The 20,119-nt window shown below is 45.8% G+C and carries 20 protein-coding genes and 2 riboswitches; of the genes, 11 read left to right on the top strand and 9 right to left on the bottom strand.

All coding sequences use genetic code 11. The annotated features are described in order from the left end of the window. The first annotated feature begins 234 nt into the window (after positions 1-234). Together proB and ACRRQV_RS10655 are read left to right on the top strand one after the other, a co-directional pair. Complete coding sequence (proB, locus tag ACRRQV_RS10660) at positions 235-1,050, top strand: glutamate 5-kinase (protein WP_432530547.1); 816 nt, start codon at positions 235-237, stop codon at positions 1,048-1,050. A 36-nt stretch (positions 1,051-1,086) separates the two neighbouring features. Further along, complete coding sequence (locus tag ACRRQV_RS10655) at positions 1,087-2,358, top strand: glutamate-5-semialdehyde dehydrogenase (protein ID WP_432530545.1); 1,272 nt, start codon at positions 1,087-1,089, stop codon at positions 2,356-2,358. Between the two features lie 52 nt (positions 2,359-2,410). Here ACRRQV_RS10655 and ACRRQV_RS10650 read toward each other — a convergent pair whose 3' ends face one another. Genes ACRRQV_RS10650 through mtnW form a run of 4 tightly spaced genes read right to left on the bottom strand, consistent with a single transcriptional unit; the run spans position 2,411 to position 5,466 of the window. After that, a complete protein-coding gene (locus ACRRQV_RS10650) occupies positions 2,411-2,947 on the bottom strand; it encodes a 1,2-dihydroxy-3-keto-5-methylthiopentene dioxygenase (protein ID WP_432530543.1) in 537 nt (178 codons plus the stop codon). A gap of 19 nt (positions 2,948-2,966) precedes the next feature. Beyond that, entirely contained in the window at positions 2,967-3,584 is a 618-nt protein-coding gene (locus ACRRQV_RS10645; protein ID WP_432530541.1) for a methylthioribulose 1-phosphate dehydratase, read from the bottom strand. Beyond that, positions 3,581-4,246: a 2-hydroxy-3-keto-5-methylthiopentenyl-1-phosphate phosphatase gene (locus ACRRQV_RS10640; RefSeq protein ID WP_432530539.1), complete on the bottom strand. Its 666-nt coding sequence runs from the start codon at positions 4,244-4,246 to the stop codon at positions 3,581-3,583. Before ACRRQV_RS10640 ends, ACRRQV_RS10645 begins: the two co-directional genes overlap by 4 nt. Positions 4,247-4,251: 5 nt before the next feature. Continuing rightward, a complete protein-coding gene (gene mtnW / locus ACRRQV_RS10635; protein WP_432530537.1) occupies positions 4,252-5,466 on the bottom strand; it encodes a 2,3-diketo-5-methylthiopentyl-1-phosphate enolase in 1,215 nt (404 codons plus the stop codon). Positions 5,467-5,532: 66 nt separating this feature from the next. Then, positions 5,533-5,637, bottom strand: a riboswitch (SAM riboswitch). Positions 5,638-5,794: 157 nt separating this feature from the next. Continuing rightward, positions 5,795-5,949, top strand: a riboswitch (SAM riboswitch). 74 nt (positions 5,950-6,023) lie between these two features. Between mtnW and mtnK the strand changes: the two genes are divergently transcribed. The 7 genes from mtnK (at position 6,024) to ACRRQV_RS10600 (ending at position 12,390) form a co-directional block, all read left to right on the top strand. After that, on the top strand, positions 6,024-7,214 hold the full coding sequence (mtnK, locus tag ACRRQV_RS10630; protein WP_432530807.1) for an S-methyl-5-thioribose kinase: 1,191 nt from the start codon (positions 6,024-6,026) through the stop codon (positions 7,212-7,214). After that, positions 7,211-8,257: an S-methyl-5-thioribose-1-phosphate isomerase gene (gene mtnA / locus ACRRQV_RS10625; RefSeq protein ID WP_432530535.1), complete on the top strand. Its 1,047-nt coding sequence runs from the start codon at positions 7,211-7,213 to the stop codon at positions 8,255-8,257. Before mtnK ends, mtnA begins: the two co-directional genes overlap by 4 nt. A gap of 174 nt (positions 8,258-8,431) precedes the next feature. Then, complete coding sequence (locus ACRRQV_RS10620; protein WP_432530533.1) at positions 8,432-8,893, top strand: cbb3-type cytochrome c oxidase subunit I; 462 nt, start codon at positions 8,432-8,434, stop codon at positions 8,891-8,893. Between the two features lie 336 nt (positions 8,894-9,229). After that, positions 9,230-10,228, top strand: a complete 999-nt coding sequence (locus tag ACRRQV_RS10615; protein WP_432530531.1) for an EAL domain-containing protein — start codon at positions 9,230-9,232, stop codon at positions 10,226-10,228. Between the two features lie 137 nt (positions 10,229-10,365). Continuing rightward, complete coding sequence (locus tag ACRRQV_RS10610) at positions 10,366-11,373, top strand: Gfo/Idh/MocA family protein (RefSeq protein WP_432530529.1); 1,008 nt, start codon at positions 10,366-10,368, stop codon at positions 11,371-11,373. A 78-nt stretch (positions 11,374-11,451) separates the two neighbouring features. Then, complete coding sequence (locus ACRRQV_RS10605) at positions 11,452-11,781, top strand: potassium channel family protein (protein WP_432530805.1); 330 nt, start codon at positions 11,452-11,454, stop codon at positions 11,779-11,781. 15 nt (positions 11,782-11,796) lie between these two features. Beyond that, positions 11,797-12,390 (top strand): flavin reductase family protein, encoded by a 594-nt coding sequence (locus tag ACRRQV_RS10600; RefSeq protein ID WP_432530527.1) that lies wholly within the window; start codon positions 11,797-11,799, stop codon positions 12,388-12,390. 436 nt (positions 12,391-12,826) lie between these two features. Here ACRRQV_RS10600 and ACRRQV_RS10595 read toward each other — a convergent pair whose 3' ends face one another. From ACRRQV_RS10595 to ACRRQV_RS10580, 4 genes are all read right to left on the bottom strand, one after another. After that, a complete protein-coding gene (locus ACRRQV_RS10595; protein WP_432530525.1) occupies positions 12,827-13,834 on the bottom strand; it encodes a FecCD family ABC transporter permease in 1,008 nt (335 codons plus the stop codon). Continuing rightward, entirely contained in the window at positions 13,831-14,769 is a 939-nt protein-coding gene (locus ACRRQV_RS10590) for a FecCD family ABC transporter permease (protein WP_432530803.1), read from the bottom strand. The genes ACRRQV_RS10595 and ACRRQV_RS10590 overlap by 4 nt, the downstream gene beginning before the upstream one ends. A 126-nt stretch (positions 14,770-14,895) precedes the next feature. Next, positions 14,896-15,819 (bottom strand): iron-hydroxamate ABC transporter substrate-binding protein, encoded by a 924-nt coding sequence (locus tag ACRRQV_RS10585; RefSeq protein ID WP_432530523.1) that lies wholly within the window; start codon positions 15,817-15,819, stop codon positions 14,896-14,898. A 4-nt stretch (positions 15,820-15,823) separates the two neighbouring features. Continuing rightward, positions 15,824-16,615: an ABC transporter ATP-binding protein gene (locus tag ACRRQV_RS10580; protein ID WP_432530521.1), complete on the bottom strand. Its 792-nt coding sequence runs from the start codon at positions 16,613-16,615 to the stop codon at positions 15,824-15,826. Between the two features lie 131 nt (positions 16,616-16,746). On the opposite strand from ACRRQV_RS10580, the gene ACRRQV_RS10575 reads away from it, so the two are divergent. Then, positions 16,747-17,796, top strand: coding sequence for an NAD(P)/FAD-dependent oxidoreductase (locus ACRRQV_RS10575; protein ID WP_432530519.1), 1,050 nt, complete (start codon positions 16,747-16,749; stop codon positions 17,794-17,796). A gap of 139 nt (positions 17,797-17,935) precedes the next feature. Continuing rightward, entirely contained in the window at positions 17,936-19,195 is a 1,260-nt protein-coding gene (locus tag ACRRQV_RS10570; RefSeq protein ID WP_432530517.1) for a diguanylate cyclase domain-containing protein, read from the top strand. Positions 19,196-19,237: 42 nt separating this feature from the next. Here the strand turns inward: ACRRQV_RS10570 and ACRRQV_RS10565 are convergent, their stop codons facing one another. Further along, complete coding sequence (locus ACRRQV_RS10565) at positions 19,238-20,080, bottom strand: aldo/keto reductase (RefSeq protein ID WP_432530515.1); 843 nt, start codon at positions 20,078-20,080, stop codon at positions 19,238-19,240. Positions 20,081-20,119 lie beyond the last annotated feature (39 nt).

Raw genomic sequence — 20,119 nt, 5'->3', positions numbered from 1 at the left:
CGCTGCAGTTAAAACACAAGCCATTTTGAGTCAGCCGAAGAAATGAAAAGAATAAAGAAGTGAATAAATATGCAGGTTTTCTATGTGCAATTAAAAGGAGAAATCGTAATGGGGCTAAAAGTCGTAAATCTATCTAATTTCATTTGACTAAAAAACCTGGATGTTGCATAATAATACAATAATTTGTTGGGGATTTGGCTGGGTTAGTGATAAAAATTGGGTGGTGACCGGTACGTGGACAAATGCAGAGTCGTCGTGAAGATAGGAAGCAGCTCGCTGATCAACGAAGAAGGCGGGCTTTGTGTGAAGAAATTGCGGGAACATGTGGATGCACTTGCACACCTTAAGCAAGCAGGCCATGAAGTGATTTTGATTTCCTCGGGAGCGGTTGCGGCAGGTTTAACAGACCTCGGCTATCTGTCACGGCCAGCAACCATTGCAGGAAAACAAGCGGCAGCGGCCGTTGGGCAAGGTTTGCTTTTGCAAGGCTATACGGAAAAATTTAAAAAACATGGCATTGTTGCAGCTCAATTGCTTTTGACAAAACAAAACATCTTATGTGAAGACCAATCCTCGAATGCCAAGGCGACGTTATGTGAATTATTGAAACGGGACGTTGTGCCGATTATCAATGAAAACGATTCGGTTTCCATAGAAGAGTTGACCTTTGGCGACAACGATATGCTATCGGCATTAGTAAGCGGACTCCTAAACGCAAACTTTTTGATTATCCTCACTGACATTAACGGAATATACGGGCAAAACCCACGAACAAATTCTCAAGCGAAAAAATATGACTTTCTGTCGGATATCTCGGATGAATTGGTTAAGGCGACTTCAGCGGAAGGGTCATTGGTTGGGACAGGCGGCATGAAATCGAAGATAGAAGCAGCGCGTACGGCGTTGATTGCAGGCACCCAAGTGTTTATTGGCACAGGAAGCGGCGATTCAAAATTAACAGATGTACTTGCAGGAAAAGGCGATGGCACCTATATTGGCGTTTCTCCGCAGGTTATGAGTAAGGAATATGCGGTGGATGCACCATCCTAAATGCACCAACCCTATAACGAGGAAAGGGGCAAACAAATGAGCGGAACAATTGAAATTGCAAAGGCGAATGAACTGATTGAAAAGGCGCAAAAAGCAAAAGCGGCAGCTTCTATATTGGCAAAACGGACAACCGTCCAAAAAAATGAGGCACTGGCATTCATCTCAGCGGAATTGCTGGCGCAACAAGAATTTATTTTAGCTGAAAACGAGAAAGATTTGGCCATTGGCAAAACCAATGGCATGAGCGATTCGTTGCTGGACCGTTTAAATCTGGACAAAGACCGTTTAAAGGATATGGCTGACGCCTTAATTTTATTGACCGAACTGGCTGACCCGATTGGAGAAGTGCTGGCAGAATGGGAACGCCCGAACGGCTTGGCCATTTCTACGGTGCGGGTTCCGCTTGGCGTGATAGGGATGATTTATGAAGCGCGTCCAAATGTTACAGTGGACGCGTCCAGCCTTTGCTTGAAAACGGGGAATGCCGTTTTGCTTCGAGGCAGTTCCACCGCCATCCATTCAAACAAAGCGCTGGTTAGTGTGATACACCAGGCGCTTGAAAAAAGTGCGTTGCCGGCCGATTCGGTGCAGCTGATCGAAGACACGAGCCGTGAGACCGCCTCGGAAATGTTCAAGTTGAACGCTTACTTGGACGTGCTCATTCCCCGTGGTGGTGCAAAGCTGATCCAAACCGTCGTGAAAAATGCGACCGTGCCGGTATTGGAAACCGGGGCGGGAAACTGCCATGTTTATATCGACGAAGCGGCAGACTTGCAAATGGCCATTGACATCGCGATTAACGCTAAAACACAGCGTCCTTCTGTTTGCAATTCGTGCGAGAGCATCCTTGTTCAAAAAGGCTGGGCAACTGCGCATCTCCCAAAATTGCTAGCGGCATTAAAGGAAAAAGGCGTGCAAGTATACGGCGACGCAGCGGTATGTGAGCAAGACGGTTCGGTACTGCCTGCGAGCATCGAAGACTGGGGAACGGAATATTTGGGTTTGGAAGTCGCGGTAAAAATCGTTGCAAACACAGATGAAGCAATTGCCCACATTAATCAGTACGGGACAAAGCATTCGGAGGCGATTGTTTCATCAGCACAGGAAAATGTCGACAAGTTTTTTATGGAAGTTGACGCTGCAGCGGTTTACCACAATGCCTCCACTCGCTTTACGGATGGCTTTGAATTCGGTTTTGGTGCTGAAATCGGCATCAGCACGCAAAAGCTTCATGCACGCGGGCCGATGGGGCTGCCTGCGCTGACTTCCACTAAATATGTTATTAGAGGCAATGGACAAACTAAATAACAGCTACAACACAACACCCCCGGTACCAAAATATACCGGGGGTGTTGTGTTGTTAGGATCCTTGTACGGCTTCTTCCTGATAAACCGGAACCCAGCCTTCAGTTGTCACAAATATGCGGACAGCGACGACTTTGCGGTCATCTGCCAATGTGAAGTAATGCGTAATGTTCTCCGGCACCGAAATCAAATCGCCAGGAGACAAGTGGACTTCAAAAAAGCGCTCGTCTTTTCCTTGGATGATGAAAACGCCGTGGCCGCTGACGATGTAACGCACTTCGTCATCTGTGTGGATGTGTTTGCGCTGGAAGTTTTTCAAAAGCTCATCCAATTTAGGGTTCGCGTCCGACAAGGAAATAATATCCGCTGCCTGGTAGCCGCGGCGCTCAGAAATGTCGCCAATTTCTGCTTTAAACGCATGTAAGATTTCCTCTTTTTCTTCATCGCTAAGGTCAAACTTTTCCCGAAGGGGTTCAGGCAGTTTATTGATGTCCCAATGTTCGTAAATCACTTCTTGCTTGTCCAAAAATGCCGCTACTTCGTTTTGCGCTTCGATGGTTTCGTTTGTTCCTTGAATTTTAATGATCGCCATGGCTAATAGTCTTCCTCTCTTATTTTGAATAGATTTGATTGAGCATTAATTGGTATTGAAACAAAAATTCGCACGCCTCGAGCAGCTTTTTAGCTTCAAAGCCATCCTTTCCCCATACGGTAATGCCGTGGTTGCGGATGAGGACCGCCCCTTTGTCTGTATTTAAATGCTGCCGGAATTCTTCAGCAAGGCGGGGGATGTCGGCGTAATTCGGAATAATGGGAATCGACAGCAGCGCGTCTTCTTCCCACAAATCAAATGCTTTGATAAGCTCTTGGCCTTGAAAATCGATTTTTCCATCGTCTCCGTACAATTCCGAGATGACGTTATTTGCGACCGTGTGGATGTGAAGGCTGCAGCCGGCAGCTGTTTCGGAATAGACGGCGCAGTGCAAAAGTGTTTCAGCTGAAGGCTTTAAAGGAGTTTCTTCTGCCGGTTTTCCAGACGCATCGACGAGAAGAAAGTCTTCTTTGGTTCGTTTCTTTTTGTCTTTTCCGCTTGCCGTGACCAAAAACTCAAGGGGCGCATCGGTGACTTTAATCGCTAAATTTCCGCTCGTTCCCATGAACCAGTCGCGTACGGCCAATTCATCTTTAATGTCTGCAAGTTCCAGCCATTTCTCTTCCAGCGCTGTCATATCTTCGCACCAAGCCTGGCATCGATAATAGCGGTAACGTCATGGAAAGTCTCAAACGGTTCATATGGGATTTTCAGTTCCTGGCATTTTTCAACGAGAAAATCCCGGGCAATGACAAGATCTCCATACTTAGCCGCTTCTAAATCGGAGATGGAGTCCCCGATGACAATGCTGGTGGCTCCTTCTGCCTGCAAGGTGCGGATGACAGATGGCTTGCAGCAGCCGCAGCCTTGGCTCGTGCAAGTAGCGTCACATCCATGCGGATAATGGATCTGGATCGCATCTCCCGAAAAATCCGCTTCGTTGCAATAAATTCCGGCGAATGGCCCAAAGGGCTCGAGTATTGGGCGGACGAAAAAGTCGATGCCCCCGCTGACAATGTAAAGCGGGATGTCGTGTTTTTTCGTATAGGCAACAAAGTCGGCAAAGCCTTCACGAATCTGCGCTTGGCTCATGACAAATGAAGTAATATCGTCTTTTGCGCTGGCTGGCAGGAGTGAGAACATCTTTGCAATACCCTCACGTATGGAGAGTTTTTGATCTAAAATCTCTTCTTTGATGACATTCCATTCAGTTGAGGCAAATCGGCTCATAATGGCATGGATGTTGTCGCCATTGGTGATGGTGCCATCAAAATCACAAAAAATAATTGGTTTTTTCAACGTGGTTACCCCCATAACTCAAGTGCCATTTTTAATTCCGGATGGTGTTCTGCCGCTTCAGCTAAATCGATTCCGTTCAAGACCGCATCAACGGCCTGCCTAAAAGCAAGCGCGCCGCCTGCAGCACCTGCAGGATGTCCGTGGACGCCGCCGCCTGCGTTGATGACGCTATCAATGCCGTAATCGTTAAGTAGCAATGGCACAAGACCCGGATGGATGCCGGCTGAAGGCACCGGAAATGTCCGTTTGACGCTGCTGTCTTTTGTTAGTTCCTGGCCTAGCGACAAAGCGGCTGACTTTTCCAAGGCGACACTGCCGTAAGGTGAGGGAAACAAAGAAAAATCCGCGCCTGCATAACGCGTCAGTTTGCCGAGAGCAAGCGGTGTGGCAACTCCGTAGAAAGGCGATGAAGTAAAAGCGCCGCTAAAAGCAGGATGGGCCATAAGCGGCAAGCCGATGCTGTCATCTTCGGCCAACTCCTGCAATACGTCAAACCCGTATGCGTGGACATTAAATAACAAAGCATCCGCGCCAAGTTCGCGCGCTCTTTGGGCTTTTTCTCTCAAACCGGAAGTCCTCCCGGTTAAATTGGCAGCGTATAGCGTGCGGTGCCCGGTCTCTTCGTATACTTGGCGAAGCACTTCTTTTCCGGCGGCAATTCTTTTTTCAAAAGGCGTCAATAGATTTTCAAACAGAATTTCATCGTCTTTGACAAGGTCGACGCCGCCGAGTGCTTGCTGGCGGAGCTGCGTGGACAAATACTCGAGGTCGCGGCCGATGACGCCTTTGAAAATGCTCATCACGAGCGGGCGCCCTTCAACCCCAAGCAAGCCCCGTATGCCTTTAATGCCAAATCGCGGACCCGGAAAGTGGGAGAGAAGCTCTTCCTCAAATTCCAAATCCAGCAGCTTCACTTCACCGTCAAGCGACAATTTGCCGAAAACAGTCGTTAAAATAGCCGGAATATCTGGAGAAAAATTGGCGCTTGGGTACGCGATCTTCACTTCGGCTTTCATTTGTTCCGGCTTTTCTGGATGCCGGATATTTTCAAACTCCGCCACGGAAATGACGGATCCTTTGTGTTGTCTTAGCTGCTGCTGTTCAAGCAAAGGCAAATCGGTCCAAGATCCAACCGTGAGACCTAATGCGATGCCTTCCGCTTTTTTCTCAAACGATCCTGCTTGCCCATAAAGCTGATACGTAGCAATTGCTCCGCCCATCCCTTTCACACTCCTACAAAAAAATAAAAACCTCTTCAAATAAGAAGAGGTTAAAAACTTAACAACTTCTTATTTCTCAGCCGATTGGCTGCAAGAATTAGCACCGTGTCCACTGTTGGACCGGTTGCCGGGCATCATAGGGCTTGTCCCTCCACCTGCTCTAAATAAGAAAATATTCAATTGGCTTGCAACAAAGTAGTTCGATTATTCCACGCATCGGGAAATCTGTCAATTGGCTATTTACAGAAAAAAAGAAGTTGACACGCTATTTTGAATCGTGCTAGTATTCAATTCGAACCATAACCACTAAAAATTCATGCAATGCATACTCTTATCAAGAGCTGGCAGAGGGATATTGGCCCGATGACGCCCAGCAACCGACCGTAATACCGTTGTGAGACGGGGCGCTTTTGCGCCGGGATGAAAATCCCGCAAGGCACGGTGCTAATTCCATCAGAGACGACATTCTCTGAAAGATAAGAGGTAAAGAATCTCTTATTCTGCGCCTCTTTCTTATGAAAGAGGCTTTTTATTTTGTCCATGAAAGGGAGATGACGATGACCACTTTATTAACCAATTCATATAAAGCGTTAACCGATACAAGCGCAATCGCATTGGCGCAAAAATTAACCTTTTTTCCAGAAGGAGCCGAACTAACAAGCCGGGAAATCGGCGACGGCAATTTAAATTACGTATTCAAAATTACCGATAGCGAGAACGGCAATGGGCTGATCATTAAGCAAGCATTGCCTTATGCCAAAGTTGTCGGCGAAAGTTGGCCGCTGACGTTAAAACGCGCAGCCATTGAAGCAAACGCCCTTGCAAAACACGGCGAATTGGCGCCGGGATTAGTGCCGGTTGTGTACGCAACGAACGACGAACTGGCGGTCACTGTCATGGAAGATCTGTCGCATTTGACGATTGTGCGAGAAGGGCTCATCCAAGGGGAAACTTATCCACATCTAGCCAAAGACATCGGAATATATTTAGCGCAAACGTTGTTTCACACTTCGGATTTCGCGTTGCACCCTTTTGACAAAAAGCGGCTGGCCGTTGAATTTTCCAACCCGGAACTGTGCAAAATCACAGAAGATCTCATTTTTACCGATCCTTTCTTCGATCATGAGACCAATGATTTCGAACCGAAAATTCGAGGAGAAGTGGAAGCGATCTGGAACAACGGGCCGCTTAAATTGGAAGCCGCAAAATTAAAGACTAGCTTTTTGACAGAAGCGGAAGCGCTTTTGCACGGGGATCTTCACACGGGAAGCATTTTCGCCAGTGAAACGGAGACGAAAGTCATCGATCCCGAATTTGCTTTTTATGGTCCGATTGGCTTTGATATCGGGTTGTTTTTGGCGAATTTAATGGTTCAATCGGTGACGCGAGAAGGTGAAGGGCGAAGCATAATCCTCAACCATATCAAACAGACGTGGACGGTGTTTGTGGACCGTTTTTCAGAGCTTTGGGATGAACAAGCTGCCCAGTCGTTTAAAGATACAGCAGGATATAAGGAGTGCGTAGTGGAGAAAATATTCCGGGATGCCATTGGTTTTGCAGGCTGTGAGATGATCCGCCGCACCATCGGGTTGGCGCATGTAAAAGATTTGGATGGCATTGAAGATGCTGAACGGCGCATCGAGTTAAAAAAACAAACATTGAGGATTGGCGAAGCGTTGATTTTGCAGCGCAGTGAACTTTTATCAATTTCTGCAGTTCTTGCACTGCTTGAGGAGAAAAGCCAATGACGATTCCATTATCCATCAAATGGGAAAACCAGCAATTGACGATACTGGACCAGCAAAAGCTGCCCCACCTGATCGACTATGTGGAATTGGAAACCATCGAGGACGTTTACGAGGCCATTATCACATTAAAAGTACGCGGGGCGCCAGCTATCGGAATTGCCGCCGCGTATGGTTTAGCGCAAGCAGCACAGCACCATGCAACGGGTAGCTTAAATACGTTTCAACTGCTCGTGAAAAATGACGCTGCTTATCTGGGTGAATCGCGGCCGACTGCCGTCAATCTTGTCTGGGCGCTTGACCGTCTGCTTTTAGCTATTCAACAGGCGAAAAGCGTCGAAGAAGCGAAAGTGCAGCTAATAAAAGAAGCTATCAGCATTCATAAAGAAGACGAAGCATCATGCCGCCGCATTGGAGAATATGCATTGTCTTTGTTAGAAGAACAGACAAAAGTCATGACGATTTGCAACGCCGGTTCCATTGCAACGGCGAAATACGGAACTGCGTTGGCCCCGTTTCACTTAGGCAGCGAACGAGGCAAACAGTTTGAAGTGTTTGCTTGTGAAACCCGGCCGGTGTTCCAAGGCGCACGCCTGACGGTTTGGGAACTCCAGCAGTCTGGTGTGGATGTCACATTAATCACTGACAGCATGGCTGCCCATACCATTGGAGTCAAAGGCGTGGAAGCAATCATTGTGGGGGCAGATCGCATAGCGGCAAACGGGGATACAGCCAATAAAATCGGCACATTGAATTTGGCGTTGCTTGCTGCTGCTTATCAAATTCCGTTTTATGTTGCTGCCCCGGCCTCAACGTTTGATTTGTCAATCGAAGACGGAAAAAACATCTTAATCGAAGAACGGCACCCGGACGAAATCATCTATATTAACGGGGCACCGGTAACACCGTTGAACACCAAAGTATACAATCCGGCTTTTGATGTCACACCAAACCATTTGATCACGGCAATTATTACGGAGCGGGGAATCCTTTATCCGGACTACCGGGAAAATATCGCTGGTTTATTGGGTGTTTCCATAAGTTAATAAATTCTATTAAAGCCTTTCTTTTTGAGAGGCTTTAAACCTGAAGTTAACTTCATTTTCTATATGCAGAAGAAGGATACTGCAATTAAATCAAGAATAGTTAGTGTAAAGAATAAGTTCGGATATAAAACGTAAGGGAGGAGATAGATGTAAGCATCTTTCGAAAAAGGGCTAATGAGGGGTTTAGTAGCGCTGGCAAGCCAAAAATCTGCAAAAAGGACCAGAAACGGAGTTCTAAAAGGAGAAGTGATGAAAATGGGAATCGCTTTCATCAAAGTGGCCGCTGTTTATTTGTTGGTGGGTGTTTGCCTAGGTCTTTATATGGGAATCGCTGAAAAATTCGAATATACAGCTCCTCATGCCCATATCAATTTGCTTGGCTGGGCAACAATGGCATTGTTCGGATTGATTTATCACTTTTTCCCAAGAGCAGGAAACAGTAAACTAGGCAAAATTCATTTTTGGCTCCATAATATTGGAACGCTGGCATTAATACTTGGAATGGTCTTTTTTGCAAACGAAAATGAAGCGATAGCACTTCCATTGGCAATTCCTGGCGCCATTCTTGTCATTATTGCCACTTTGGTCTTTCTAGTGAATGTCTTCCAGAATCTAGAAAATGAAAATCGTGTTTAGTTTCAAAGGGGCTGTCCCAAAAGGGGCTGACGTCCATTCCAGCGGACGCTTTCCGCGGGCTCGCGCCGAACTAACTCGGGCGAAAAGCCCGAGTGGATTTCGGCACTTCGCTATCCCGGAGGAGTCGCCGCTTCCATTCCCGTCAGCTAGCTAAAAAACCGGCAAAGAAAAGCACTCCTTTTCTTTGCCGGTTTTATCTTTTTTAGTTATGGGACAGCCCCTTTGCTGTAAAAAGAGAAAGTGCAGCAAAAAAATATTCAATGCATAAACCAAATTATATTAAATTTAGGTAAAATGTAGTAGACTGATCTTACTAGAAAGAGGAGGATTATACATATGGAGTGCACTAGCTGTTCAGTTCAGGAGCTTAAATTTGATATCAAGGTAGAAGGCGAAGAAAACGTGTCCATGCTTCCAGGAGTAGTGGATCATTTGGTTAGAAGAGAAATTGAAGTGCAGCAAAAGGAGCGGTATTTTACCATTCCGGAATCAGGTGCAAGAGAATTTTTGGACTTCTGCCTTCATTTTATGCAGCCAGAGAACATTACCTTTCGGGTAAACAAGCAGGAATGGCGGCCGTTAGCAGAAATCGAGCAAGTTTTTGACGTGCAATGGATTGACGAAGTCATTAAAAAAGAATTATTGACGTGCCATTACCAGCCGATTATGACAGCAGCCGAAGAGATTTTTGCTTATGAGCTCCTGTCCCGCTTTAACAACGAAGACGGCTCGACCATTTATCCAAACGAAATTTTTCCGGCTGCCAAAGCCCGCGGGCGCTTGTATGCATTGGACCGGGTTTGCCGCATGACCGCTGTAAGATATGCCGTCCCATTAAAAGATAAAAAAGCGTTCATCAATTTTATTCCAACGTCGATTTATTCTCCGGAATTTTGCCTGCGTTCAACCACTAGCTTAGCAGACAAGCTTGGAGTTGATCCAAAGCAGCTTGTTTTTGAAGTGGTGGAAACGGAAAAAGTGGATGATCTGGATCACTTGAAAAAAATCTTAGCTTTCTATAAAGAAAAAGGTTTCCAATATGCATTGGATGATGTCGGCGAAGGCTACAGCACGATTGAAATGCTGGCCGATTTAAAGCCGCATTACATGAAGCTGGATATGCAATATGTTCAAGGGGTGGCAGAGAATCAGGAAAAGCAAAAAACGGCCCATAAATTCCTCGCAAAAGCCAAAGAAGTTGGTTCAGTTCCCTTAGCTGAAGGCATTGAAACACGGGAAGACTTTGAATGGCTGAAAGAGCAGGGGTATGAGCTGTTCCAAGGCTATTTCTTCGGCAAGCCAGCCGCTCAGCCGCTTGAAACAATATCAGTGTAAAGGAAAGCCGGGCAACCGGCTTTTTGTTTTGTCGATTAACGTGCATCATTGACTATTGCCGAGAGACGGCATATTCTTTACATAACCAAATTTATCTGAATATTAAAATTTTCATCATTCCGGCGGGAGGCATGGAAATGAAAACAACCAAATGGGGCATTGTCAGTACAGCGGGGATTGCTCGGGCCGAAATGATTCCGGCGATATTACGGGCAGAAAATGCTGAATTAGCGGCAATTGCCAGCAGAGGAATGAAAGTTTATGAAACGGCTCTAGAGTTTGATATTGAACAAGCTTATGAGTCGTATGAAGAGCTGTTGGATGACCCGGATATTGATGTAGTGTACTTGCCGCTGCCCAATCATCTTCATAAGGAGTGGGTCTTCAAAGCAGCGAGAAAAGGCAAGCACGTGCTTTGCGAAAAGCCGGTTTCGTTGACGGCCGAAGAAGCGGTGGAGATGGTCCGGATTTGCCAGGAAAACAACGTGAAATTCATGGAAGCGTTCATGTACCAATTTCATCCCCAGCATCAGCGGGTACGCGAAATTATTGCGTCCGGTGAAATTGGAGACGTTATGTTATTTAAGTCGAGCCATTCTTTTTTCTTCTCAGACCGGGAAGGAAATATTCGCATGGCAAAAGAAATGGGAGGCGGAAGCATTTACGACGTCGGCTGCTATTCTATCCACGCCTTGCGGACAATCATGCAGTCGGAACCCGTGGAAGTCTATGCTTATGCGGAACTCGACCCAGAAACACAAGTCGATTTATCTGCCTATAGTTTTCTAAAGCTGGAAAACGGGACAAAAGCCATTCTTGATTGCAGTTTTGACATGGTGGATCGCAACGAATACGAAGTGATTGGTACGAAAGGTTCCATTAAAGTGCCATTTGCGTTTCGTCCAGACAATAATGGTGGAATTGGGCTCATCATGGTTCAAACAGACCATTTCAAACGAGAAGAAAAAATCTACGGAGACATTTACCGAATGGAAGTAGAGCATTTTTCAAAAGCGGTTTTAGAAGATCGGGAGCCGGTTTATTCAGGTGCATCTTCCATCCAAAATATGCGTGTGATTGACGCTTGCTACGAATCGATTGCAAGCGGAGAGCGAGTGAAAGTTTCTGTTTCGCCAGTAGAGTAGCCGAAACTTCTTCACTATTCCGCTATAATAAAAGAATGGCAGAAATGCACTTTGGAAATTGGAGATGAACCGAGCAACATGATTTCTTTTATTTTAACGCTGCGGCGGATGCTGAAAGCTTTTTTCCAACTAATGAAAGACAAGGAATTTCAAGTGCTTTTCTTTTTGACTGCCGTAATTTTGATATCGGGCACCATTTTTTATTCCAGCGTGGAAGGATTTTCGATTATTGATGCGCTTTACTTCAGTGTCGCGACATTGACCACGGTCGGCTCAGCCAATTTGGAGCCAAGTTCCGATTTCGGCAAAATCTTCACCATTGTTTACATGATTTCAGGAATTGGCGTGATGCTTGGACTGATCGTGAAAGTATCGATGCAAATGCGCAACAAACAAGCAGAACGCTAAAGAGGAGGAAGGGCTTTGTTGTCTTTGGACCCGAACGAACTGACAGAACGTGAAAATTATAAATTGCTGATCGGCAGCGTCATTCCAAGGCCGATTGCGTTTGTGACTAGCCGATCGGAAAATGGCGTGCTGAATGCGGCGCCTTTCAGCTACTTTAACATCGTGTCGTCAAATCCGCCGATGGTTTCGGTTTCCGTGCAAAGCCGGAGCGGAACGCCAAAAGATACGGCGCGAAATATTGCCGAAACGAAAGAATTTGTTGTGCACATTGTGGACGAATCCAACGTGGAACAAGTCAACCGAACTGCCGCTTCCTTGCCTCCGGAAGAAAGCGAGCTGGATTTGACCGATTTGACCTTAGCGGACAGCGACGTTATTGCCATACCGGGCGTGCGAGAAGCGAAGGTGCGTTTTGAATGCCAATTAGCGCAAATCGTAGAACTTGGCGGAACCCGCTTGGTCATCGGCAAAGTGGTCCGTTTCCACATAGACGAATCCATTTACGAAAACGGCCGCATCAACCACGATCTGTTAAAACCGATCAGCCGGTTAGCCGGAACGAATTACGCAAAACTTGGCGAGGTATTTTCAATGAAACGCCCTGATTAACGGAACAGCTTGTTGAAAAACCATTTTAAAAAGGCAGGCAAGTATTGGCCGAAGGAAGTGAGGCCGATACTTTGCGACGAAGTGCGCAGCACTGCAACGCTTTTTCATGTCTCGAAGCTAGCGCAGCGATGCAGAGACAGGAGCAACGTTCTTTCATGTTTCGAAGCTAGCGTAGCGATGCAGAAACAGTACGGTTTTCTTCGCTGGTTAGCTCCATAGCTTCAAGTAGAGCTAGTTAGTATCCAATTGAAAAAAGGGTGTGCATAAGTGCATTCTCCTCTTGTGCACACCCTTTTTATTTTATTTACAAAACACTACAAGCCAGCTCTCTCTTCGAATGAAGCGGAACGCGTCCGCCTGAAGCGCAATGAGAAGACTAACCATACTTTCTCGACAGCCTAAAAACCCGATGCGAATGATTCATTCGCATCGGGTTTTATTTTTTCAATAACAAATGCATGAAGTACGGAGCGCCGATTAAAGCGACCATGATGCCTGCGGGAATGCCGTTCGGTTCCAGCAAATTCCGGCCAATGGTATCGGCAAGCAGCAAAAGCCAGCCGCCGATTAAAATTGCCAGTGGCAAGAACAATTGGTTGCGCGGCCCTACCAGGCTTTTTGCAATATGCGGCGCCATCAAGCCGACAAACGCGATGCCGCCGGTCACTGAAACAGCAGAAGCGGCCAACGCAACAGCCGTAAGCAGCAGAACCACACGTTCTTTTTCAATGGAAACGCCAATCCCGATTGCTGCCGTTTCGCTCAATGCCAACATATTCAAACGATTCGCTTTGTACAGCGTAAAGGGGATCAAGACAATGAGCCATGGCAACAGTGCGGCGACAAACGGCCAATCCGCTCCCCAAATATTGCCGGCAAGCCAAGTGGCGATAAAATCCACTTTCTCCGGTTCGGCAGAGGAAATCAACACAATCATGACACCAGATAACGCCATCGAAAATCCGATGCCGATTAACACGAGGCGGATCGGCTGGAGCCCGGTCTTGCGGTTATAGGAAAGGGCATAAATCAAAAGCGCGGTCAGCAGCGCGCCTAAAAATGCCACAATTGGCAACAAGTAAACGAATGCCCCCGCCTGGATCGGCATAAACAAAAAGAACACCGAAATCGCTACACCTGCCCCCGAATTGATGCCGATGATGCCCGGATCAGCCAAGTCGTTGCGCGTCACCCCTTGCAAAATCGCCCCCGATAACGCAAGCCCCATCCCAGCAAGCAGCGTAATTAAAATGCGTGGCAGCCGGACTGAAAACAAAATAAATTCTTCTTTGAACGTTCCTTGGCCAAGAAATGCTGGAACCAAGCGGTCATAAGAAAGGGGAGAATAACCCAGCCCTAAGCTTGTAATGATGGTAGCTGCAATTAACGCGAGCAGCAAACTGAAAATGAGCCGCTGTTTTTTTAGTATAGTGGGATGAATCATGCGAATGCTTTGCCTCCTTTACGGACAATCAGCAAGAAGAAAGGCAAGCCTAGCATGGCGACAATCGCTGCAACCGGTGTTTCAAAAGGCGCATTGATTGTCCGTCCCAGCAAATCGGCAAACAGCATGAAAACCGCACCTAAAATGGCGGACATGGGGATGACCACCCGGTAATCGGTTCCGACAATCGAGCGAACTACATGCGGAACCATTAAGCCGAGAAACGCCATATTGCCAGCCAAGGCAACTGCAGCTCCGGCGAGAATGGTGATGGCTAAAAACAGGATCGCTTTAACGCGTGCAATGTTTTGCCCAAGCCCTACTGCCGCTTCTTCGTTCAAGCTGAGGATTGTCAGCTGCCTGGACAAGAAAAGAGCTGCAAACAAGCCAATAGTGATAAACGGAACAACAATTTGCAGCTGCCCCCACGAAGTTCCGATCAAGCCGCCGGCTGTCCACATGGAAACATTTTTGGAAATATTAAAATAGAGGCCGATTCCTTCCGCGATTGCTGACAAAAAAGCCGTCACCGCGGCTCCTGCCAATACAAGGCGAAAAGGGGAGAACCCGCCTTTTCTCACAGCGCCCAGCCCGAAGACCAAAGCACCCCCAATGGCGGCTCCTACAAAACAAGCGATCATAATGCCGAAGTAATTGGCTGAAGGAATAAACGCCAGCGTCAAGGCTAACGCTGCGTTAGCCCCAGCGGTCAGCCCCAATAAGCCCGGATCGGCCAATGGATTTCGCGTCATGCCCTGCATCATTGCTCCGGCTACAGCGAGAGCCGCTCCGACAAAAATGGCTGCCGCTTCACGCGGCAAGCGGATTTCCCGGATCACATCGGCGCTATTGGCTGCCGTGGCAGAAAACAAGGAAAGCCAGACGTCTTTCACTGAAATGTCTGCTGCTCCCAAAATCATGGAAGCAAAAAACATAGCAACTAACAATACTAAGCTAGCCGTTAATTTAAGGGGAACTGAAATTTTATTTAACACCGTCCATCATCTCTTTTTTCGTAAGAATAAAGAGGAATTCTCGAATCAGAATTCCTCTCGGTTTTTTTATTTGCCTAAAAATTTATCGATAAAGAACGACAGCTGGTATTCCAGCGTTACCGGATCGTTAAAGTAGAATTCTTTTGCATTCGCTTCAAAAACATGGCCGTTTTTTACAGCTTCTGTGTTTTTGTACAAATCGGTTTCTTGGAACGAGTTGTCTTGGTCACTGTCTTTGCTGAAGATAACGTAATCGCCCATGTATTCCGGAAGAACTTCTTGAGACAACGTGTAATAGCCATCAGCCAACGCCATTTCTTTCACTTTTTCCGGCATTTTCAATTTCATTTCCTGATAGAGAATTTCAGTTCCGCGTCCCCAATTATCTCCGAATACAGAAATCTGTTTATCATAGCTCTCGATGACAGAAACGGTCGCATCTTCTCCAATTTTGGCACGGATTTCATCTCCTGCTTCTTTCGAACGCTGCTTGAAATCATCAATCCACGCTTGTGCTTCTTTTTCTTTGTTTACCAATTTCCCGATTTCCAGGTGCTGCGTCAAATAATCCACTTTGCCATACGTGAACGTAACAGTCGGGGCAATTTCTTTTAATTTGTCGATATTGTTGCTGGTCGATGCACCGATGATCAAGTCGGGCTCAAGTTCAATGATTTTTTCCAAACTTTCATCTGTTACTTCTTCCACATTGGCAAGCTCTTTTTCAAAACGAGGATTCGTTTTCGCCCAAGAGTCAACGCCAATGATAGGAATGTCTAGGGACAACAAATCTCCTGTGTTGCCGGTTAGCATCACAACGCGCTGTGGATCGGCAGGGACTTCAATCGGGCCATTTTCGGATTCATATGTAATGGTATCGGATTTTGCTTTCGTATCTTTGGCCTCGGCTTTGGATTCTGTTGAATCACTGTTGCACGCAGCAAGAAGCAAAACGGCGAATAAGAGAATCGGCAATAAGTATTTTTTCATGGGATTACGCTCCTTTGATTAAGTTATAAGTGATGCACATCGGTTTTTGGGTTCTTGGGTCAACGCCGATATCGGCATCGATCCGGAACACTTTTTTCAAAACCGGTTGGGTAATGACTTCGTGGCAAGTGCCTGCTTTAATGACGGTGCCGTCTTTCATGGCAATGATGTGATCGGCAAAACGGGCGGCTTGGTTTAAATCATGAAGCACCATGACGATGGTACGGCCTTGTTCTTTGTTCAATTGCTGAAGCAATTCCAAAATCTCCAATTGATGGGCCATGTCCAAATAAGTGGTTGGCTCATCGAGGAAAATCATTTCGGTTTCTTGCGCCAACGCCATTGCAATCCATACCCGCTGGCGCTGGCCGCCGGATAACGCATCGACTGGGTGGTACTTGAAAAATTGCGTGCCGGTTACATCAAGTGCCCAGTTGATAATTTCCACGTCTTTTTGCGTCAAGCGCCCAAACCCTTTTTGGTAAGGGAACCTTCCGTAAGAAACCAGCTCACCGACCGTCAGTCCGCTGGCACTTTCCGGTGTTTGCGGCAAGATGGCCATTTTCTTGGCTAAGGCTTTGGTGCTTTCTTTCGCGATATTGCCGCCATCCAATACAACTGACCCGGAGTCATGGGAAATAATGCGGGTCATCGCTTTTAAGAGAGTGGATTTACCACAGCCATTGGAGCCGATAATCGTCGTAATTTGCTTATCGGGAATTTCAATGCTTAAATCTTTGACGATCAACCGTTCGCCGTAACTGACATCCAGATTTTCTGTAAAGAGGCGAACCATTTGTAACACGCCCTTCCTAAATTAATTGATAATATAATTGATAATGATTATCATTTTCACTATAATGAACACTATAAGTTGAATCTTTTCGATTGTCAACGGCGGAATAAAAATAAAAGGAGTGAAGAGTTATGGCGGAAATGGACATATTTGATGTAACGATTATCGGTGGAGGACCAGCTGGATTGTATTCGGCTTTTTACAGCGGGCTTCGGGAAATGAAAACAAAATTGATTGAATATCAGCCGCAGTTAGGCGGAAAAATTCATGTTTATCCGGAGAAAATCATTTGGGATGTCGGAGGTCAGCCGCCGATTCAAGGAGAAAAGTTCATTGAACAAGTGGTGACTCAAGGCCTGACCTTCAATCCAGAAGTTGTGTTAAATGAGAAAGTCGAAAGCATTTCCAAAAATGAAGACGGCCTGTTCGAGCTGCTTGGTTCATCTGGTCAAATGCACTTATCCAAGGCAGTTATTGTAGCTGTTGGGGGTGGAATTTTAAATCCGCAAAAACTGGAGATCGATGGCGCCGAACGCTTCGAAGTTTCCAACTTGAATTACACCGTAAAGTCGTTGGGGCGCTTTAAAGGCAAAACCGTTTTGATTTCAGGCGGCGGAAATTCTGCCATCGATTGGGCTAACGAACTTGAACCGATTGCCAAACAAGTGCTGATTACATACCGGAAAAATGAATTGGCGGGGCATGAAGCGCAAGTAAAGCAGCTGATGAACAGCTCAGTCCATTGTTACTTGAATACAACCATCACAAAATTGATCGCTTCGGATGGACGGAATGCAATTGAACTTGTTGAGCTTACGCATCAAGAAAGCGGAGAAGCTCTATTGGTGCCAATTGATGAATTGATTATCAATCACGGATATGAACGCGATATTTCCATGCTTGAACAAAGCAGCATTCGAGTTGAGATTGCTGATGGCTATTATATTGCCGGCAATGCCACCAGTGAATCGTCCATTCCAGGACTATATGCAGCAGGGGATATTCTTCAGCATTCGGGTAAACTGAATTTGATTGCCGGAACGTTTCAGGATGCGGCAAATGCCGTCAACAAGGCAAAGCAGTTTATCGAACCCGAAGCTTATGGCATGGCCATGGTATCTTCTCACAACGATATATTTAATAAGCGGAATAAAGAACTGGTTAAAGAATTAATCAAGTAGCGGGGAAAGGTGGAAAAGTTGAACTTCGAAGGTAAAACGAGATAAAAAAATTATTGTACTAAAGCAAGAAATAATATCTGGAAACTATATACTACTTTAGTCTTGTTTTGTATACTGTTTATAGTTAATACGAAATGAGATGTTAACCATGAAAGTTCTTTCTCTACTCAGCAAAAATCCAGCCGCTACACTTGAAAAAGAAAAGTTGTTTCGACAGTATTTATTAAAGGACAACGTTCAGCGATGCAAGCTGTTTGCTGAAATTGTCATTCTTTTTGAATCCGTTCTCATCATTGTCAATCTTGCTTCAGGCATTATGGCGGATCAGCAAGTAATAGTGAACATTTATTTGATCATGTATGCACTATTATTAAGTGCCAGCTTAGGCATGCTTTTGTTTTTGCACAAATTTGAAAAAGAAGAAACTCTTACAGAACAACAAGGAAAACGATTCCATCAAGGATTGATGGCTTTTGTGATTTTCTTTCTAATTTGGGGAGCGGTAGTAACGCTGATTGATCAGGCAGAATACGGCCATATTATGGCCTTTGCCGTGAACTTTATGTCTGTCTCTATTTTGTTTCATGCATCCAATAAGCGGATTCTCCTTTTGTACATTCTTCCTATTGCATTCTTGTTCGGTGGCTTGCCGGTCGTTCAACCATCACAAGACGTATTAATGGGACATTACACCAATCTCTCGGTCTTTTTGTTTTTCTGTTGGCTGGCATCCCGGATGCTGTACCAAATCAATGAAACAAATTTCTACAACAAATTGCTGTTGATGGAAACGAATGAAAACCTTGCCGGAAAAATTGAAGAGAACGAAGAAATAAACCGTGAACTGGAAGAAGCGAATGAACAGCTAAGAAAATTAACGGTATTAGACGACTTAACCAAAATTCCGAACCGAAGAGGGCTTCAGCAATACATTGATGAAATGATGTTGGAGTCAATCGGCAAGCGGAAGTTGTCTTTTATCATGTTGGATCTCGATGCTTTTAAATTGTTTAACGACAATTACGGGCACTTCGAAGGGGACAAAGTCCTCCGCACAGTAGCCCAGCAAATCGGCGGCTGCTTAGAGTCTTCGAATACCTTTCTGTCGCGTTTTGGCGGCGAAGAATTTATCATTGCCATTTTCGATCACCCTAATTCTGTAGCCGTAAAAGCCGCAAAATGCATTTGCAAATCGGTATCCGACATGCAAATTCCCCATGGGTTTTCACCGGTTTCGGAATTTGTTACGGTGAGTGTCGGAGTGATTTCAGGAGAAGTTGAAAATGCCAATGAAATCGAAGCTTTAAAAGAAGAAGCTGATATGGCGCTTTACAAAGCAAAACTGCTCGGAAGAAACCGGGTAGAGGCGAGAGAGTACGTCTTACCTAACAACAACTAAAAACAAGCACCTTCCTCATCTGAGGGAGGTGCTTGTTTTGGTTTAAAAATCAAAATTATCCGGATCAGCACCGCAGCGGCGGTTTTGGTTTAAATCAAAAATGCGCTGCACTTCTTCATCCGATAATTCAAAATCGTAAATATTGGCGTTTTCAATAATACGATGCTCTTTAATCGACTTTGGAATCGTCACTACGCCGTTTTGCAGATCCCAGCGCAAAATAACTTGGGCAATCGATTTGTTGTGGCGGTCAGCAATTTCTTTTAAGACCGGTTGATCCAATAACTCACCGGCCATCAAAGGAGACCACGCTTCGACTTGAATATTGTGTTCGTTGCAAAATGCATGGAGCTCTTTTTGCGTCAAATACGGATGGTATTCGATTTGGTTGACCATTGGCACAATTTCAGCGTCCTCAAGTACGTCTTCAAGATGATGAATCTGGAAATTGCTGACGCCAATCGATTTTACCCGGCCGTCTTTGTATAGTTTCTCGAGTGCTTTCCAGCCCTCTTTGTATTTTCCTGGCTTTGGCCAGTGAACCAAATACAAGTCCAAGTAATCCAAGCCGAGGCGCTCCAAACTGGCATCATACGCCGCTAGAGCATCATCAAAAGCAAGTTCGGAATTCCAGACTTTTGACGTAATAAACAAGTCTTCCCGCGTCAAACCGGTTTCTTCCAATCCTTCCCGGATTCCTTGCCCTACTGCTACTTCATTGCCGTAAATAGCAGCCGTATCAATGCTGCGGTAGCCATGCTTGATTGCCCAGCGAACTGAGTTTACCGCATCCGGACCTTGTTCAACCCGAAATACGCCCAATCCGAACCACGGCATTTCGACTCCATTGTGTAAAGTGGTTGTGTCTTGCAAATTTTTCACCATTTTTCAACGCCTCCTTGTTTTTGTAGAAATGAATTGCCA

This window comes from Planococcus sp. YIM B11945 (assembly GCF_050864155.1).
In the GTDB taxonomy this organism is placed as follows: domain Bacteria; phylum Bacillota; class Bacilli; order Bacillales_A; family Planococcaceae; genus Planococcus.
Note: the sequence above shows the minus strand (reverse complement) of the source record. Positions and strands in the feature narration are given on the sequence as shown.